The organism is Burkholderia sp. SCN-KJ (assembly GCF_024656005.1).
Taxonomy (GTDB): domain Bacteria; phylum Pseudomonadota; class Gammaproteobacteria; order Burkholderiales; family Burkholderiaceae; genus Burkholderia.
Genome location: NZ_JANKOG010000040.1, coordinates 26,455 through 43,413, shown reverse-complemented (window position 1 = coordinate 43,413; position 16,959 = coordinate 26,455). Strand labels below are relative to the sequence as shown.

The window sequence follows — 16,959 nt, the reverse complement described above, 5'->3', positions numbered from 1 at the left end:
TATCAAAGTCCCGTCGTCGCCCGGCTGGCGAGAGTACAACGCCTGCTCAAGTGCATCCAGAGCGAAGTCCGTGGTCATCGATGAACTGGCGCGCCAGCCACCGATGCGACGGGCGAACACGTCAATCACGAATGCCGCGTGCAGCCAGCCCTGCCACGCCAATACATGGCGAGATCCGACACCCACTGTCGATTTGGCCGCTCAGCCTTGAACCGCCGATCGACCCATCGAGCCTGACGCGTTGGCGTAAGCGCCCGGGCGAAGCGGGCGTTGAAGAATTGCTGGCCGAGACGATCGAAGCCGCAGCGCGGGATTCTGATATCGGCACTGGAATTGAATGGTGAAATTGCCCGGTGTCAACCTTCCGGAACACGGCCGGATGAACATCCACAAGTATGCCCTGCTCGCATTTGCGCGGTGCCTCTCGCGCGGTCGATCGCGGATGGCAGGGCGGAACTGCAGCCATCGTCGCGTACCGACATAACCGCCGTCAGAGGACGCTCATCAGTCAATGGCTGCGGTCACGTTCATCGGCAGACGCCCGGCTCAACCATAACCGCTTAGTGAGTCATTCTGCGCTGATAGTCGTCACAGGTTTCCACTTGGCGCCTTTCACCTGATAGAGCGTCGACGTCGGGTGTTTCAGGTCACCGTACGAATCGAATTCAATCTTCCCCGTGATGCCGTCGTACTGAATAGTTCGCAACGCAGGCATGAATACCTCCGTTTTTGCGGAATTCACCTGTTTCATCGCGTTGATAGCCACCCACGCACAGTCATAGGCGAATGGCGCGTAAGTCAATGTATCCGCACCAAATCTCTTTTTGAATTTTTCCGCAAACGCTTTGCCTTGGGGAAGGGACTCGACAGGCCGTCCATACTCCCACGCCATTGCGCCCTCTGCGGCACTGCCCGCAACTCCGAGGAAGATGCTGTCGGCAATGCCACCACTTCCTACGAACTGCGTCCGCATGCCGAGTTGTCTCATCCGCTTGGTCAGGAGCGCCGCCTGGTTATCAAGGCCGGCAAAGTACAGAAGATCTGCGTTCGCCGCCTTGATGTTAGTGAGCTGCGCGTTGAATTCGACGGCCTTGTCGTTGGTGTATTCCGATGCAACGATATGGCCGCCGGCCGCGATGACTGCTTTCTTGAATTCTTCCACGGCTCCCTGGCCAAATGCCGTGCGGTCGTCCATCACTGCAATGCGCTGCGCCTTGGTGACCGTTACTGCGTACTTTCCTGCATTGCCGGAGTTCTGTGCGTCGGTGGCGATAATACGAAAGACGTTCTTCAGCCCTTGCTTGGTTATGGCTGGGTTCGTGGCAGCCGGGTCTATCAACGGAATGCCCGCCTTGGCAAATATCGGCGAGGAGGGCAACGCAACTCCGGAGTTGTAGTAGCCCACCACGGCGACCACTCCGTCGTCGACGAGTTTCTGGGCTACTTGCACACCAATGCGCGGGTCGCCCTGATCATCGACGGAGTCCAGCTCGAAGCGCACCTCCTGCCCGCCCAGCTTTGTGTGCTGGGCGTTGGCTTCTTGGATGGCGAGGCGAACACCATTCTCGATGTCCTTTCCGTTGGCAGCTCCGGCGCCGGTCAGCGGGGCTGAAACGCCGATCTTCACGACCTGCTGCGCAATCGATTGGCTGCTTGCAAACAACATGGCGACGGCAGTCAGGCCAGTGGCAAAGCATTTTCTAGAGGGGTTAAGCATCACTACACTCCAGGATGTGACAAGAATCGGCGCGAGAGATCAAACACGCCCTGACAAAGCGATTCGACTGGTTACGTTTGTAGCATCCTGCAGCCTGGCAGCCTGCCCGAAAGTGCGATGTTCTCGCTCAAAGCAGTAACAGGAGACCTGGCATTGCAGCGTAGCAAGCCAAATTGACCGCTCAAGCTACATTTTCTGCGCACATTCCCATACCTTTGGTAATGCGAGGCGTTGTGTAGTGTAGTGTTCGCAGATTGGAATCCGAAAGGATGGGACCCGCGACACCATTATTGGCGCGGGTTTGCGGCCATAATGACCTCAATAGCTGGGCGTCAAAACCCTCCGACCCCTGATCGTCGAGGCTGGCTTCCTAGGGAATGTCCTATGGATGCCTTTACGTGCACTGCTCCGCCTGTGCCGACGCGGCGGCACGCGGCGCCCGCTTGCGCGTCGCCAGCCAGCACAGTATCGAGCCGCCGCACACGCAGAACGCACCGGTCCAGAAGCCGGACGAGAGCGATGCATTCAGCAGCAGGGCGGCGAGGCCGGCGGAAATGACCGGAATGAAGTACGACACACCGGCCAGGATCGCGACGTTGCCGCGCATGATGCCGATGTTCCAGGCCGAATAGCCGAAGCCCATTGCCGCAGACGCGAGCACGAAGCAGGCGAGCGCATTGAAGCTGAACACGATCGTGTGCTCGCCGTCGAGCAGGTATTTGATCCACAGCGACAGCGCGACGAGGATGAAGAACGGCGTGATGCCGTTCTTGCCCTTCGCGATCTTGATCGTGACCGTGCAATACGCGGCCCAGATCAGCGAGCCGGCGGAAGCAAGCCCGTAGCTGAGCGGGTTGTCGACGACATTGGCCACCATGCCGGCCGTATCGAAACCGTGCTCGCCGCCGAGCACCCAGCCGACGCCGGCCATCGCGAGGATCACGCCCGGCACGATCAGCAGGTTCGCGCGCTGCCGGAGAAAGAGGATCGCGAACACCATCGTGAAGGTCGGCCACAGGTAATTGACCATGCCGACCTCGATCGCCTGGCGCGCGGTGTGCGCGTTGCCGATCGACAGCGACAGGCACCATTCGTATGCGACGAACAGCACGCTGCCCCACAGCAGGTAGCGGCGCGGGAAATCGTCGAGCCGCGGCAGCCCGGTCGTCACGAGCAGCAGCGCCGCCGCCCCCGTGTAGATCATCGCGGCGCCGCCGGTTGCGCCGAAGCTGTCGCTGACACCGCGAATCAACCCTACCACCGAACTCCATAAAACGATTGCGACGAATCCGATCAGCGTCGCCCTGTTCCTGCTGTTCATGCCTGTTTCCTGCCAATACCGGGTGAATACGTTGCGCCGGGCCGATTGCCCGGCAGATGCGACAAACCGGCCGCGATCGCGCGTGGCGATCGCGGCCGGCATGCGGGTGCTGCGTGTCGATGAGATTATGCGGCGCGGGTCGGGACGTCGATCCAGATGGTCTTGATCTCGGTGTACTGGTCGTGTGCCCAGATCGACTTGTCGCGGCCGCCGAAGCCGGAAGCCTTGTAGCCGCCGAACGGGGTCGTGATGTCGCCTTCGCCGAAACAGTTTACCGTCACCACGCCGGCCTGTATCGACCGCGACAGGTGAATCGCGTTGTTCAGGTTGCTGGTGTAGACCGATGCCGCGAGGCCGTAGACCGAATCGTTCGCGAGCGCGATCGCCTCGTCGGTGTCCGTGAAGGTCGTGACGGCCAGCACCGGCCCGAACACTTCCTCCTGGAACAACGTGTGGTCACGGCTCACGCCGTCCACCACGGTCGGCTCGACGAAGATGCCGTTTTCGGTCGAGCCGCCGAACACCACGTCGAGCTTGTCCGAGCCGGCCTGGTCGAGGAACGAGCGGACCTTGTCGAAGTGCGCCTTGCTGATCAGCGAGCCGACGCGGTGCGCCGGATCGAGCGGGTCGCCCATCTTCCATTCGCGCATCTGCACGCCGATGCGCTCGAGCAGCGCCGATTTGATGTCGGCGTGCACGATCAGGCGCGACGACGCCGAGCAGTTCTCGCCCATGTTCCAGAACGCGCCGTTCACCACATGCTGCGCGACCGCGTCGAGGTCCGCGACGTCGCGCATCACGACGGCCGGGTTTTTGCCGCCGCATTCGAGCACGATGCGCTTCAGGTTCGATTCCGCCGCGTAGTGCAGGAAGCGCCGGCCGGTCGCGGTCGAGCCGGTGAAGCTGACCATCGCGACGTCCGGGTGGCGGCCCAGCGGCTCGCCGACGTCCTTGCCGCCGCCCGGCACCACGTTGAACACGCCGGCCGGCACGCCGGCTTCATGGGCGAGTTCGGCCACGCGCAGCGCGGTCAGCGTGGTTTCCGTCGCCGGCTTCACGACGATCGAGCAGCCCGCCGCGAGCGACGGGCCGATCTTCCACGCCAGCATCAGCAGTGGGAAGTTCCACGGCAGCACGAGGCCGACCACGCCGATCGGCTCGCGCACCACCAGCGCGAGCGCGTTCGAGCCGACCGGCGCGGTGTTGTCGTAGATCTTGTCGATCAGCTCCGCGTGCCAGCGGATCGTGTGGATCGTTTCCGGCACGTCGATGTTCTGGCATTCGCGGATCGGCTTGCCGCTGTCGAGGCTTTCCATCGTCGCCAGTTCGTGCGCGTGCTGTTCGAGCAGGTCCGCGAACTTCAGCAGGATGGACTTGCGCTGCGACGGCGGCAGCTGCCGCCAGCGGCCGTCGGCGAAGGCGGCCTTCGCGCGTGCCACCGCATCGTCCACGTCGCTGGCGTCGCACGCGGCGACATGCGCGAGCACCTGATCGGTGGCCGGGTTGACCGTCGCGAAGGTCTTGCCGGAGTTGGCGGGGCGGAACGCCCCGTCGACGAAGGCCTGAGTCGGCAGCTTCAGTCCGGCCGCGAGGGCCGCGTATTGCGACGCGCTGAGCAGTTCCGCCATCAGGCCTGGCCTCCGACGACCGCCGCGATCTCGCGCTTCACGTCGGCGACGATCTGTTTGAGGGTCGCCTTGTTCGCTTCGTCGAGCGGCTGCAGCGGTGCGCGCACGCCGCCGCTGCGCAGGCCGGCGAGTTCGCTGCCGTACTTGATCGACTGCACGAACTTGCCCGCGTCCTCGAGGAAATCCATCAGCGGCATCATCGCCGACATGATGCGGCGGCCCTTGCGGAAGTCGTTCTCGACCACGCACGCCTGGTGCAGCGCGACGTGTTCCGCCGGCAGGAAGTTCGAGCCCGCGCAAACCCAGCTGCTCGCACCCCACGCGAAGAATTCGAGCGCCTGGTCGTCCCAGCCGCACGACACGCTGATGTTCGGGAATTCGCGCGCGAGCATGTGCAGCTGGCTGGTGCTGCCCGAGCTTTCCTTGATCGCGACGAAGTTCTTCGACGCGGCGGTGACGGTGCGGAAGAACTCGCGGCCCATCGACACACCCATGCGCGCCGGGTAGTTGTAGAGCATCACCGGCAGGTCGGCGGCGCGGTCCACCGCGATTGCATGCGCGGCGTTTTCCTGCTCGGTCGGCAGCGCGTACGGCGGCGAGCCGACCAGGATCGCATCAGCCTTGATGTCCTTCGCCGATTTCGCGTATTCGATCGAATCCTCGGTGCGGATCGCGCCGGGGCCGATCACGAGCGGCACGCGCGTGCCGATCACCTGCTTCGCGTACGTGCCGAGCTCGATGCGCTCCTGCATCGTGTGCGCATAGTACTCGCCGGTCGAGCCGCCGATGATGATGCCGTGCACGCCGGCGCCGATCAGGTATTCGAGGACCTCGGCGAACGCCGCCTTGTCGATGCCGCCTTCGGCGGTCAGGGGCGTGATGGCCGGCGTGTAGATGCCGTTGAATTGCATGGTGTGCTCCCGCTGGAATGAAAGTAAGCGTTGCGTGGGTAATGCCGACGCCGCGACGGGCGCGGCGTGCGTGAAATGCGTGTCAATGACTGAGCGAGGCGGCTTCCTGCAGCGACAGCGATGCCGTTTCGGGTGCGAGCGCGACCGAGGCCAGCAGGCCGACGAACGACACGGCCGCCGCCGCGTACATCGTGTTGCCGATGCCGATGTTCTGCAGCGCGATCGGGACGAGCCACGTGCCGACCGCCGCGCCGATGCGCGACAGCGACGCGCCCATGCCGACCGCGAACGCGCGGATGTCGGTCGGGAAGATTTCGTTCGGATAGACGAGCTGCAGCACCTGCGCGCCGCCGATCAGCAACGCGTATGCACCGAACAGTACGAGGATCAGCAGGGCCGAGCCATTCGAGCACGCGCCGAGCGCCAGCAGCGCGAGCGCGGACCACAGGAAGCTGTGGATCACCAGCGCGCGGCGGCCGAGCGTATTGATGACGCGCGTGGCGAGCGCGCAGCCGACCACGAACAGCAGTGTGATGGCGACCGAACCGTACGCTTCCCAGTCGCCTTCGAGGTGCAGCGCCTGCAGCACACGCGGCGCGAACGAGTAGACCGCGAACACCGGGATCACCGAGCAGGTCCAGAACAGCACCACGAACAGCATCCGCTTGCCGTAGCCCGAGTGCAGCAGCGCGCCGAGCGAGATCTTCTGGTCGACCGGCTCTTCCGGCAGGTTGCGGATCGAGAACGACGGGCCGTACACCTTGCGGATCACCGCGTCGGCTTCCGCCTTGCGGCCCTTGTTGAGCAGCCAGCGCGGCGATTCCGGCGTGCCGATGCGCACCAGGAACAGCGCGACGCCGATCACGGCCGGGCTCGCCAGCACCCAGCGCCACGCGTCGGGGCCGCCTTGCGCGAGCAGGACGTTGCCGACGATGTACGCGAGCGCCGCGCCGAAGAACCAGATGATCGTCAGCAGCGCGAGGCGCGGGCCGCGGTACTTGCGCGGCATGAATTCGGTCAGCAGCGAGCCGGCCACCGGGTACTCGATGCCGACGCCAATGCCGGTGATGAAGCGCAGCACGAACAGCGCCTCGCCCGATTGCACCCAGAACTGCGCGATCGAACAGACGATGAATATCACGGGGCCGAAGAAGTAGGGCCGGCGGCGGCCCATCAGGTCGGTCAGCCAGCCGCCGAGGAAGCCGCCGACGAAGATGCCGAGCAACGCCGACGCGGCGATCATGCCTTCCCAGAAGCTGGTCAGGTGCAGCGCGGCCGAGAACTGCACCATGGCTACGCCGATGATGCTGAGCACGTAGCCGTCCATGAGCCAGCCGCCGCCCGAGCGCACGGTGAGCAGCTGGTGAAATCGGTTGAGGGGTACGTCTTCGATGGATACCGTCGTTTTTGCCATTGGCAGTCGTCTCCTTCCTTCCTGATGAAATGGGCGCGATCTCCGTGGGGCGCGCGGTGTTGGCGCGGTGCCCGATCGCTGAATCGTGGATTTGGGTGGGGGGCGTTCGGTGTGGCCGGTTCAGCTCTCCAGGCCCGCCTTGCGCTGGCCCCACCAGAGCGTCGCGTTGACGCCGGCCGACAGGAACGGCTCGGGCGGCGTGCGGTTCGGGCCCGACGTCGCCAGCAGGAAATCGGTCAGCGCATCGCGCTTGCCGGCCAGCCAGTCGGCGAGCAGCGTGCCCGTCACCGTGCCGCGCGTGATGCCGAGGCCGTTGCAGCAGAGCGCGCCATAGACGTTCGGCGCGAGCTGGCCGAAGAAGCCCTTGTGGTTCTGCGACAGCGCAAGCGAGCCGCTCCACGTGTAGTCGAACTCGACGTCCGGCAGCATCGGGAAGCGGCGCTCGAACGAGAGCCGGTGGCGCGCGAGCGCGCGTTCCCGATGACGGTCGTTCGGGCGGCCGTTCGGATTGAAGCTGAAGCTGTTGCGGATCAGGATGCGGTTGTCGTGGGTGCGGCGCACCGTGCTGCCGAAAGGGTCGGCCGGAATCACGCCCCAGAACGGCTGGCCGCCCAGTCGCGCCTGCTCGGCGCCGGTCAGCGGCCGCGTGAGGCTCGCGTACAGGAACACCGGCAGCATCGTGCGCTGGAGGAAGCCGAAGCGCATGCCGAACGCGTTGTTCGAGAGCACCAGCTTGTCGACGACGATGCGGCCGCCGGCATGCCCGAGCACGATCTTGTCGCCGTATTCGACGTCGGTGATCGGCGTGTGCTCGTGCAGCGTGACGTTCGGCGGCAGGCTGTCGGCCAGACCCTTCACCAGCGCCGACGGCTGCAGCAGCATCGTGCCGGGCGTGAACAGCCCCTTGCGGTAGAAGCCGGTGCCGATATGCGCGGGCAGATCCTTGCCTTCGATCACTTCGTACGGCTGGCCGAGCTTGTCGAGACCGCGCCGGTAAGCGTCGAGCACCGCGACGCCGCGCGGTTCGACGGCCGCCTGGTACTTGCCCGACGCGCGCAGGTGGCAATCGATCCCGTGCTCGTCGACCAGCGCGCGCAGGATCGACTGGCCGAGCAGGTTCAGTTGCAGGGTCGTCTTCGCCGTATCGATGTCGCCGATGTAGTCGTCCGCGCCGATGTCGTGTGGCAGGTCGATCGCGAAGCCCGCATTGCGCCCCGACGTGCCGAAGCCGACTTCCTGCGCATCGACCAGCACGACTTCGTCGTCCGGGAAGTTCAGCGCGAGCTGGCGCGCCGCGGCGAGCCCGGTGAAGCCGGCGCCGATCACGCCCCAGCGCGCCTTCGTGGTGCCGGTGTGGCACGGCCGCGGCACGCGCGGCGGGCTGGTGTGGTACCAGCCGCACGCCTCGTCGTCGGCAGGCAGCGCGCCGACCCTGACCTTGCGCGCATCGCGTTGAGGCTGCGCAACCGCTTCTACCGTCGGCGAAGTAACCCTAAGCATTCCTGAATCCAGTGTCTCGTTGATTGAAACGACACGTGCGTGCGAATGCGCCCGTGTCCTTATTGGTGATGTCAGCCCTTGGCCGTGCCGGTGATGGGGGCGATGGCGTCGGGCCGTCGGCGGCGGTGTCCTGGTGCGCCATCCGCCTGTCCGGAAAGAATTATGTTGCCGTGCGTCTAATAAACTATACTTAGTAGACAAACTATAGTCTAACAATCGGATCGCGGGAATTGAGGGTTAACCCGCGACACATCGAGACGCACGACTGACGATGGAGGGAGACGGAGAAGAGGGGGAGCCGGCCGCGCGACGCATCGGATGCGGTGGCGGCGAGTTCTTCAAAACGGGAAGGAGGAGGCGACGGCGCACGCATCGCGCGCGGGCCGTTGGGACAGGGGGCAGCGCTAGCCATGGCCCCGGGCGGGGCCGTATAGTACGCGCTTCAGATTGACGAGGGCGTTATGAAAGGAACGGGTGGGGAGTCGGCACCGGCGGACGTGGCACAAACGGTCGATCGCAAGTCGGCCTTGGGCGAGGCATTGCGGCGCCGGATCGTGAACATGGAGCTGGCGCCGGGCGCGCTGATCGACGAGGCGGCGCTGGCCGACGAGTTCGGCATGTCGCGGCCGCCGATTCGCGAGCTGATCCGGCAGATGGCCGCGGAAGGCTATATCGAGCTGGAGACGAATCGGGCGCCGCGCGTCACGTCGATGAATTTCCAGTCGCTGCGCAGCTTCTTCATTGCCGCGCCGGTCATCTATATCGCGACCACCCAGCTGGCGGCGCTGAACGCGACGCCCGACGACATCGCGCGGCTGCGGACGATACAGGCGCATTTTCGCGCCGCGATCGAAAGCGGCAACGTCGCGAACCGCGTGTTCTACAACGACGAATTCCATCTCGAGATCGGCCGAATCGCGCAGAACGATTACCTGATGCCGAGCCTGCGCCGCCTGCTGATCGATCACGCGCGGCTCGGGAAGATGTTCTACCGCTATCCGACGACGGACACGATGCAGCACACCCTCGAAAGTGCCGTCGTCCAGCACGACCAGATCATCGATGCGCTCGAGCGGCAGGACGCCGACGCGGCGGGGCAACTGGTCCGCGACCACTTCGAGCTGTCGCGCCGCCGGATGACCGAGTACGCCGCGCCGCAGGGAATGGCGGTTGCCGTGAACCTCAGCGATCCGGTGTTGGCGCAAGACAAGAGATAGCGCAAGAGGGGTCCATGGTGTCATGGTCGCCAATTAGCTGGCGGACCGGCAATCATCTGCGCTGCGAGCCGGCAGGCGACTTTGCAACGGAGGCCCGCTGGATTCACCGTACGACGCATCGCATCTTGTATTGGAGGCATTCCCCATTATCTCTTCCGATAATGGCGGCGCGGCGGGCGCTCTATCGAGAGTGGCGTCATCGCGACGCCGCTTCGACGCCGCCGTTGCTAGCCGTCAGTCTGACTCGCAAGCTGCAATATTCAAATAATTGAAAGGTTTGCGATGAGACGACCCGCGGGCAGCCGGTGGGGCTGCAGACGACGGGTTCGTCGACGCAGCGTACGACCTCAGTTTTGAGAGTGAATGCCATGTCGAAGAAGCAGCTATTTGCAGACAGACTCCTCGGGGTGACTTTGATTTCCACGCAAATTTCCGGTGTGGGGCACCTAAGCCTGGCGCGGACCTGCCTTGCGTCCCTTTATAAATTGCTTTTGCAATCAAACACCTGCTGACTACCCTGCGTGGCCAATTTGCAGATTGAACCGCCCCGGGTTTGGTGTAAGCGTCATTTCGTGACCGCATGGACAGAGCCTAAGGCGGTGTCCAAGGCTGGTCGTTCAGCAGGTCAAGCACCCGGGTCCAGTCGAACGGCAGCAGCGCTTCGTAGTCGAGAGCGCGCGCGGCCATGCTGTCGCCGAACCGATCCCGCACACGTGCACACGCGTCGCTCATCTCTGGCTCGACGCCGCCCTCGCGCAGCGTGTCGCACACTTCCCGCATCTCCGCCGCACGCCGGCGGCCGTGCTCGGCGACACGGCTGATGAACACGTGCGGTGCGAACGCGCGCGCGGCGGCGGGCAGTTTTTCCGACTGGAACAGTTCGCTGTCGATCCGGACGAAATCCGCGATGTGCTTCGGACGTTCATGCATGCTGCTTGCCGCTCCCTGAGTAACGTGGGCCAATCAGCGAAAGGCTAGGCAGAAACCTGCCGATGCGGGCAGCGAAAAAGCGTGACCGGCTTGGCATTGGCCGCCATCTGCGTGCCGCGGTTGCCGTTCGGCCCGCAGCCCGCCCGCGAACCGCGCGGTCTTCACGGGCACTGCCCCGCCCACGCCGGCGCGGCCGGCCGCGGTCATCACGTCCAAAGCCGCTCGCGCAATCGCGGGCCTGATTTCTCGGTAGTTTCCCTTAAGTCCTCGCGTCGGGATTTTCCCCTAGCGGACGCTGCCGCGCGCTGCACGCGCCGCCGGGCCGCCGTTCCCGAAAAATACCGCACAGCCGCGCCGGCATTGCGTTTCGCATTTTTCGCACCGTTTTGCGGCGATCACCCCTTTTCGCCCCGAAACGATGCATTACCAAAGGTATGGAAAAGCGCACAGAAAATGTATCTGGAGCGACGAAATTGGATTGATACGCTGCAATCACTGAATCAGCGCCGTCAACCACGCGATAGCGGCATCGACCTCGGCAGCAAACGGGCAATCGATGGCGACACGTGCGAAGTTCGCGGTTTCCGTTACCAGTTAGTCGGGATGACAGAATGGCCCCAAATCTGACGTTTGCACCGGGCGACGTACTTCCCCCCGGAGCAATCCACACCGACGGTGCGCCGTCGGTCGCCCGGTCGAGTACCGCGACCGGAACCGACATCCTGACCGTCAAGCACCTGTCGAAGATTTTCGGTCCGAAGCCCGAGCGTGCGATCGAGATGATGAAGCGCGGCATCGGGCGCAACGAGATCTTCGCCGAAACCGGCAACATGGTGGCGGTCGACGACGTGAGCCTGAGCGTGCGGGCCGGCGAGATCTTCGTGATCATGGGCCTGTCGGGCTCCGGCAAATCGACGCTGGTGCGACTGCTCAACCGCCTGATCGAACCGACGGCCGGGCAGGTGGTGCTCGAAGGCCGCGACATCGCACCGATGTCGACGCCGGAACTGCGCGACGTGCGGCGCCAGAAGATGGCGATGGTGTTCCAGTCGTTCGCACTGCTGCCGAACCGGACCGTGATCGACAACATCGCATACGGGCTCGAGGTCGCGGGGATCAAGAAGGCGCAGCGCTACGAAGTTGCGCGTGCCGCGCTGGAGCGCGTCGGCCTGGGTTCGTACGAGAAGCTGCTGCCGAGCGAGTTGTCCGGCGGCATGCAGCAGCGCGTGGGGCTGGCCCGCGCACTGGCGGTGAATCCGTCGGTGCTGCTGATGGACGAGGCATTCTCCGCGCTCGATCCGCTGATCCGCTTCGAAATGCAGAACGAACTGCTGCGCCTGCAGAAGGAGGAGCAGCGCACGATCGTGTTCATTTCCCACGACATCGAGGAAGCGGAGAAGATCGGCGGCCGCATCGGCATCATGAAGGACGGCTGCCTGATCCAGGTCGGCACGCCGGCCGAACTGATCCAGACACCGGCGGATGCGTACGTGCAGGACTTTTTCCGCAACGTCGACGTGTCGCGCTTCCTGAAGGCATCCAGCATGATGACGCAGGTCGAGCGCGGGCTGCTTCGATGCGATGCCGGCACGTCGTCCGACCGCTACCTGAACCAGCTGATCGACAGCGGCGCGGAATGCGGTTACGTGTGCGACGAGGCCGGCCACTATCTGGGCTGCGTCACGGCCGCCACGCTGCACCGGTCCGGCACGCGGCCGATCCGCGAGGCATTCATCGATGACGTCAACGCGGTGTCGATCGATACGGATCTTCACCAGCTCGCGTCGATCGCGCTGACCCAGGATCACGACGTGCCGGTGACGGACGCGGCGGGACAACTGGCGGGCGTCGTGTCCTGCCGGACGATACTCAAGCAGATGATGCAACGGAGGGCAGCATGAATTCGTCGGTGATCGGGAAGTTCGCGGAAAATTTCGTCAACTTTCTGTTTCTGCATTTCCGCGGTGGCTTCGACACCTTCTCGGCGGGGCTCGGCGCGGTCGTGAAGCTGCTCGAGGACGGGCTCGCCGCCGTGCCGTTCATCGCGATGGTCGTGATCCTGGTCGGACTCGCGCTGTGGCGCCGCGGCATCGTGTTCTCGATCTTCGTCGGCCTCGCGCTGCTTGTCATTCACTACATGGGCCTGTGGGCGCAGACGGTCTCGACCCTCGCGCTCGTTACCGCGGCGACGTTCTTCAGCCTCGTGATCGGTGTCCCGCTGGGCATCTGGGGGGCGCGCAACAACCGGATCGGCATGATCCTGCGCTCGCTGCTCGACTTCATGCAGACGATGCCCGCGTTCGTGTACCTGATCCCGGCCGTGATCCTGTTCGGCCTCGGACGCGTGCCGGCGGTGATCGCGACGATCGTGTTCGCGATGCCGCCCGTCGTGCGGCTGACGACGCTCGGTATCCGGCAGGTCCGCGAGGAACTGATCGAGGCCGGCCGCTCGTTCGGCAGCACCGACTGGCAGCTGCTCTGGAAGATCCAGCTGCCGAACGCGTTGCCGTCGATCATGGCCGGCGTGAACCAGACGATCATGATGGCGCTGTCGATGGTGGTGGTCGCATCGATGATCGGCGCGGGCGGCCTCGGCGAATACGTGCTGAGCGGGATCCAGCGTCTCGACATCGGGATTGGATTCGAAGGCGGGCTGGGCGTCGTGCTGCTCGCAATCGTGCTGGACCGCCTGACCGAGAGCTTCGGCGTGAAGGCGAAGAAGAAGGTGAAGAAGCCGATGGTGCGTGCCGGCAAGGCGGGCCCGCGTGGCGCCGCACGCACCTGACGGATGCGGCAGTCGGAGGCAATTGAAGGACGATGAAGCGCCGCGGCCACGGTGCCGCGGCGGAGCCGGTGTAGCAGTGCGTGGAGACCAGAAACGCCGATCGAAGGCGTTCCTCATCCTTGAAAGACTCGCGTGATTAAAAAGGAGTACTAGATGAATACCCATACGTTCAAGTCGCTTCTGGCGAAACTTGCGGTATCGACGGTGGTTGCCTGCAGCGCAGGTGTGGGCGCAGTGTCGGCTGCCGAGCCGGTCAAGATTGCGGTCACCAACTGGGCGGACGTGCTCGCGGTGGCCAACGTCGCGAAGTACGTGCTCGAGACGCAGCTCAAGCAGCCGGTGCAGTTCGTGCAGGCCGACATCGGCATCCAGTACCAAGGCGTCGCGCGCGGCGATCTCGACATCATGGTCGGCGGCTGGCTGCCGGTCACCCACGGCACGTACTACGCGAAGTACAAGAATGACCTGGATGACGTGGGCATCATCTACACCGGCGGCAAGAACGGCTGGGCCGTGCCGACCTACGTTCCGGAATCGGAGCTGTCGTCGATCGCCGACCTGAACAAGCCGGAAGTCAAGAGCAAGCTGAACGGCACGATCCAGGGCATCGAGCCGGGCGGTGGCCTGATGCAGGCGTCGGAGAAGACGATCAAGGCCTACAACCTGGAAGGCTACAACCTCCAGGCATCGAGCGAGGCCGGGATGCTGGCCAGCGTGTCGCGTGCGTACCAGTCGAAGCAATGGATCGTCGCGACGGTCTGGAGCCCGCACTGGCTGTTCCAGAAATGGCAGATGCGTTACCTGAAGGACCCGAAGGGCACGCTGGGCGGTGAAGAACAGGTCCACGCGTTCGCGTCGAAGAAGTTCGCCGGCAAGTTCCCGCGCGCCGACGTGTTCTTCAAGCACCTGAAGCTGACGCTGGCCGACGTCGAAGCCATCGAGTTCGAAGGCAACAGCACGAACGACTACGCGACCGCCGCGAAGAAGTTCGTCGACGCCCATCCGGACAAGCTGAAGGCCTGGCTGCAGCAGTAAGGCCACGCGCCGGTCATGCGGACGACGCGATCCGCGTCGGGCGCGCATGCCGGCCGATGCCGGCGGCCGGGGCCGTCACGACGGCGCCGGCCTTGCAATGTGCGGTACAGGCAATCCACACAGCACGTAACGAATCGCGTCGCGGAGTCACAAGTGAACGAGAACGCCCGATTTTTTGCCGAAACGCTCCAGAGCCGGGATCCGGTGATCGCATCGGAAATCGCATTGGAGCTGCGTCGCCAGCAGACGCAGATCGAACTGATCGCGTCCGAAAACATCGCATCCGCGGCGGTGCTGGAAGCACAGGGCACCGTGTTGACGAACAAGTACGCGGAAGGTTATCCGTCGCGCCGGTACTACGGCGGTTGCGACCATGTCGACCGGATCGAGGCGCTCGCGATCGATCGCGCGTGCGCGCTGTTCGACGCGAGCCACGCAAACGTGCAGCCGCATTCGGGCGCGCAGGCCAACGGCGCGGTGATGCTTGCGCTTGTCAAGCCGGGCGACACGGTGATGGGGATGTCGCTCGATGCAGGCGGCCACCTGACGCACGGCGCGCGTCCCGCGCTGTCGGGAAAGTGGTTCAACGCAGTGCAGTACGGCGTGAGCCCGGACACGCTGCGCATTGATTACGACGACGTGCGCCGGCTCGCGCAGCGTCATCGCCCGAAGCTGATCATCGCCGGCTACTCCGCATATCCGCGCGCGCTCGACTTCGCCGCGTTCCGCGAGATCGCGGACAGCGTCGATGCGAAGCTGATGGTCGACATGGCGCATATCGCCGGCATCGTCGCGGCCGGCCGGCATCAGAACCCGGTGCCGTTCGCCGACGTCGTGACGTCGACCACGCACAAGACGCTGCGCGGTCCGCGCGGCGGCTTCATCCTGACGAACCGAGCCGACGTCGCGAAGCAGATCAATTCGGCGGTCTTTCCGGGGCTGCAGGGCGGCCCGCTGATGCATGTCGTCGCCGGCAAGGCGGTGGCCTTCGCGGAAGCGCTGCGCCCGGAGTTCACCCGCTATATCGACCAGATGCTGCGCAACGCGCAGACGCTCGCGCAGGTGCTGACGGCCGGCGGCCTGACGCTCGTCACCGGCGGCACCGACAACCACCTGCTGCTGGTCGACCTGCGCGCGCGGCGCATAACCGGCATGCAGGCCGAGAAGGCGCTGGAGCGTGCCGGCATCACCTGCAACAAGAACGGGATTCCGTTCGATACGGAAAACCCGACCGTCACGTCCGGAATCAGGCTCGGCACACCGGCCGGCACGACGCGCGGCTTCGGCCCCGCGCAGTTCGAGCAGATCGGCGACATGATCCTCGCGGTCCTGGCGGCGCTCGAGCGCAATCCGGACGGCGACGAGGCCGTCGAGCGGTCGGTGCGGACCCGCGTGCGCGACCTGTGCAGCCAGTTTCCCATTTACGCGCATGCGGAGGCGTTCGCCTGATTCCTGAATCGGGCCGGGGCCGTGGCATTGTCCGGACAACGTAGTGAATCGATCGGCGTGGCTGCGCAGGCGCAGCGGCGTACCGACGACGTTTTGTCGAATTGCCGGTTGCCTGCCTGACGGCGGGAGCCCGGCGCAACCACTTGATTGAGGTATCGAAAATGAGCTTCGAGGGCGTACACACACCGCTGGTCACCCCGTTCGACGCGGACGGCGAAATCGATCACGCACTGCTGGGCCGCCATGCGGCCGATCTCGCGGGCCGGGTGTCCGGTCTCGGCATCGGCGGGACGACGGGCGAATACTACGCATTGAGCTTCGACGAGCGCGTGCGCACCTTCGATACGGTCGCGGCCGCGGCCGGCGGCAAGACGTTCCTGACCGCGGGTATCAACGCGACGACGACGAAGGAGGTGCTGCGCCTCGGCCGCGAGGCGAAACGTGCGGGGCTCGATGCGCTGCTGGTGGCGGCGCCGTACTACGCGCAGCCGACCCAGCAGGAATTGCTCGCGCATCTGCTCGCGGTTGACGACGCGCTCGACATGCCGATCATGCTGTACAACTTCCCGGCCCGCACGGGCACGGCAATCGGCGACGACATTCTCGAGACGCTGCTCGAGCGCAAGAACTTCGTCGCGATGAAGGAAAGCACCGGCGATATCGCGCATCTGCATCATCTGTCGACGCATTTCAGCGGCCGGCTCGTGCTGAGCTGCGGGATGGACGACCAGGCGCTCGAGTTTTTCGCATGGGGCGCGCGCAGCTGGGTCGGCGGCGCATCGAACTTCCTGCCGGAAGCGCACACCGACCTGTTCGACGCATGCGTGAAGCGCGGCGATTTCGCGACCGGCCGCACGCTGATGGCGCAACTGCTGCCGGTGCTCGAGCTGCTCGAGCGCAGCGGCAAGTTCATTCAGTACGTGCGCTACGGTTGCGAGCTGGCCGGCTTGCCGGTCGGGGTCGCGCGCGCGCCGCTCGGTGCGCTGTCGGACGACGAGCGCGACGCGTTCGCGAAGCTCGTGAAGCCGCTGCTGCGCGACGGCCGGTAATTC

Annotated in this window: 14 protein-coding genes and 1 pseudogene; 7 read left to right on the top strand and 8 right to left on the bottom strand. The window is 64.8% G+C overall.

Annotation, left to right across the window (positions count from 1 at the left end; all coding sequences use genetic code 11):
• The 7 genes and pseudogenes from NQV17_RS35285 to NQV17_RS35255 all read right to left on the bottom strand — a co-directional run.
• Window positions 1–224 (bottom strand): annotated as a pseudogene (locus NQV17_RS35285) (DDE-type integrase/transposase/recombinase); the annotation flags it as partial.
• 344 nt (window positions 225–568) lie between these two features.
• Window positions 569–1,717 (bottom strand): branched-chain amino acid ABC transporter substrate-binding protein, encoded by a 1,149-nt coding sequence (locus tag NQV17_RS35280; RefSeq protein WP_257775787.1) that lies wholly within the window; start codon window positions 1,715–1,717, stop codon window positions 569–571.
• A 394-nt stretch (window positions 1,718–2,111) separates the two neighbouring features.
• On the bottom strand, window positions 2,112–3,038 hold the full coding sequence (gene yddG / locus NQV17_RS35275) for an aromatic amino acid DMT transporter YddG (protein WP_257775786.1): 927 nt from the start codon (window positions 3,036–3,038) through the stop codon (window positions 2,112–2,114).
• Window positions 3,039–3,163: 125 nt separating this feature from the next.
• A complete protein-coding gene (locus tag NQV17_RS35270) occupies window positions 3,164–4,666 on the bottom strand; it encodes an aldehyde dehydrogenase (protein ID WP_257775785.1) in 1,503 nt (500 codons plus the stop codon).
• Window positions 4,666–5,577, bottom strand: a complete 912-nt coding sequence (locus tag NQV17_RS35265; RefSeq protein ID WP_257775784.1) for a dihydrodipicolinate synthase family protein — start codon at window positions 5,575–5,577, stop codon at window positions 4,666–4,668. Before NQV17_RS35265 ends, NQV17_RS35270 begins: the two co-directional genes overlap by 1 nt.
• 82 nt (window positions 5,578–5,659) lie before the next feature.
• Window positions 5,660–6,991: an MFS transporter gene (locus tag NQV17_RS35260; protein ID WP_257775783.1), complete on the bottom strand. Its 1,332-nt coding sequence runs from the start codon at window positions 6,989–6,991 to the stop codon at window positions 5,660–5,662.
• Between the two features lie 120 nt (window positions 6,992–7,111).
• Window positions 7,112–8,314: an FAD-binding oxidoreductase gene (locus NQV17_RS35255; RefSeq protein ID WP_257775789.1), complete on the bottom strand. Its 1,203-nt coding sequence runs from the start codon at window positions 8,312–8,314 to the stop codon at window positions 7,112–7,114.
• Window positions 8,315–8,952: 638 nt separating this feature from the next.
• On the opposite strand from NQV17_RS35255, the gene NQV17_RS35250 reads away from it, so the two are divergent.
• Window positions 8,953–9,708 (top strand): GntR family transcriptional regulator, encoded by a 756-nt coding sequence (locus NQV17_RS35250; RefSeq protein ID WP_257775782.1) that lies wholly within the window; start codon window positions 8,953–8,955, stop codon window positions 9,706–9,708.
• Between the two features lie 591 nt (window positions 9,709–10,299).
• Here the strand turns inward: NQV17_RS35250 and NQV17_RS35245 are convergent.
• Window positions 10,300–10,638 (bottom strand): DUF1932 domain-containing protein, encoded by a 339-nt coding sequence (locus NQV17_RS35245; protein ID WP_257775781.1) that lies wholly within the window; start codon window positions 10,636–10,638, stop codon window positions 10,300–10,302.
• 81 nt (window positions 10,639–10,719) lie between these two features.
• On the opposite strand from NQV17_RS35245, the gene NQV17_RS35240 reads away from it, so the two are divergent.
• The 6 genes from NQV17_RS35240 to NQV17_RS35215 all read left to right on the top strand — a co-directional run bounded on the left by NQV17_RS35240 (window position 10,720) and on the right by NQV17_RS35215 (window position 16,956).
• On the top strand, window positions 10,720–11,265 hold the full coding sequence (locus NQV17_RS35240; protein WP_257775780.1) for a hypothetical protein: 546 nt from the start codon (window positions 10,720–10,722) through the stop codon (window positions 11,263–11,265).
• Entirely contained in the window at window positions 11,250–12,539 is a 1,290-nt protein-coding gene (locus tag NQV17_RS35235; RefSeq protein WP_257775779.1) for a glycine betaine/L-proline ABC transporter ATP-binding protein, read from the top strand. Before NQV17_RS35240 ends, NQV17_RS35235 begins: the two co-directional genes overlap by 16 nt.
• Window positions 12,536–13,423, top strand: coding sequence for a proline/glycine betaine ABC transporter permease (locus tag NQV17_RS35230; RefSeq protein WP_257775778.1), 888 nt, complete (start codon window positions 12,536–12,538; stop codon window positions 13,421–13,423). Before NQV17_RS35235 ends, NQV17_RS35230 begins: the two co-directional genes overlap by 4 nt.
• A 153-nt stretch (window positions 13,424–13,576) precedes the next feature.
• Window positions 13,577–14,458: a glycine betaine ABC transporter substrate-binding protein gene (locus NQV17_RS35225; RefSeq protein ID WP_257775777.1), complete on the top strand. Its 882-nt coding sequence runs from the start codon at window positions 13,577–13,579 to the stop codon at window positions 14,456–14,458.
• A gap of 153 nt (window positions 14,459–14,611) precedes the next feature.
• A complete protein-coding gene (glyA, locus tag NQV17_RS35220; RefSeq protein ID WP_257775776.1) occupies window positions 14,612–15,907 on the top strand; it encodes a serine hydroxymethyltransferase in 1,296 nt (431 codons plus the stop codon).
• A gap of 161 nt (window positions 15,908–16,068) precedes the next feature.
• Window positions 16,069–16,956: a dihydrodipicolinate synthase family protein gene (locus NQV17_RS35215; RefSeq protein WP_257775775.1), complete on the top strand. Its 888-nt coding sequence runs from the start codon at window positions 16,069–16,071 to the stop codon at window positions 16,954–16,956.
• Window positions 16,957–16,959: the final 3 nt, after the last annotated feature.